This window comes from Bradyrhizobium sp. P2_E8 (genome assembly GCF_056403875.1).
This window is the reverse complement of record NZ_JBFUES010001456.1, coordinates 1-1,327: the sequence shown is the minus strand read 5'-3', so window position 1 is coordinate 1,327 and position 1,327 is coordinate 1. Positions and strand designations below refer to the sequence as shown.

At 67.8% G+C, this 1,327-nt stretch carries 1 protein-coding gene; it reads left to right on the top strand.

Annotated features, from left to right (window positions below):
- Window positions 1-1,327, top strand: a 1,327-nt coding sequence (locus AC1D00_RS41375) for a methyl-accepting chemotaxis protein (RefSeq protein WP_477014673.1), incomplete at both ends; no start/stop codon positions are given.

Here is a 1,327-nt window from a genome sequence, read left to right as displayed (position 1 = left end):
GTTCTGGGAGGACGTGGCCAAGCCCAAGGACCAGCGCCGCGCGGGCCTGCCGAAGGAATATATGGAGACGACGCAGGGCCTGCTCGAGACGCTCGACAGGCTCTCGAACGTCCTGGCCGCCACCGTCAACCACCAGGACGCCGTGATCGACCAGTTGCTGTCGATCAAGCAGAGCGCCTGGCTGCTGCGCAACACCGCGGGCGAAGCATCGCTGATCGTCTCGACCGGACTCAACGCCGGCCGCATCGCGCCGGAGACCCGCCTCGCCTATACCCAATTTGTCGGCGGAACGAGCGCGATGTGGAAGGCGCTGGAATTGTCGACGTCGGGAATGCAGCTCCCGCCCGCATTGTCGTCCGCCGTGGCGGCGGCCAAGAGCGCCTATTTCGATCCGCAATATCTGGCCCTTCGCGACCGCCTGGCCAATATGCTTGCCAATGGCGAAAAGGCCGAGATGACCGCGAACCAGTGGACACCGGTTACGGTGGGCCGTCTGGCCAGCGCGGTTGCCGTCGCCGAGACGGCACTCGACGCCGCCAAGAGCCRTACGCTGGAACAGCGCTCCGCAGCTCAACGCGCGCTCATCATGCAGCTCGCACTTCTGACGCTCGCCATCGCCCTCGCCGTGGGCGCCATCATGCTGGTCAACCGCCGCGTCATCCATCCGCTCAACACCATCCGCGACGCCATGCTGAAGGTCGCCGGCGGCGACCTTGCCGTGGACAGCGGCTATCTCGACCGCAAGGACGAAATCGGTGCGCTCGCCGGCGCGCTGGAGGCCTTCAAGCAGCAGGCGACCGACACGCTCAAGATCGAGGAGCAGGAGCGCGCGCGCAATGCGGGCGCTTCGGCACGCCAGCGCGCGATCGAGGTCTATGTCGGCGAGTTCGAGGGCGCGGTCCGCAAAACCCTCGGCGAACTGAGCGAAGCTTCGGGCGCGATGCGCAAGACCTCGGGCGATCTCTCCGCGGTGTCACGCCAGACCAACGACCGCGTGCAGGTCGCCGGCAAGGCCTCCAATGACGCCTCCATGAGCGTCGACAGCGTGGCCGCCGCCGCCGAAGAGCTCTCTGCCTCGATCAACGACATCAGCCAGCAGGCCGCCCATGCCGCAGGTATCGCCGGCCGCGCCGTCACCCAGGCGCGCGAAACCGACGGCACCGTGCAGGGCCTGGCAAAGTCCGCCGGACGCATCGGCGAGGTCGTCGGCCTCATCAACACCATTGCGGCGCAGACCRATCTGCTCGCGCTCAACGCSRCGRTCGAGGCSGCGCGCGCCGGCGAAGCCGGCCGCGGCTTTGCCGTGGTCGCCTCCGAGGTGAAGTCG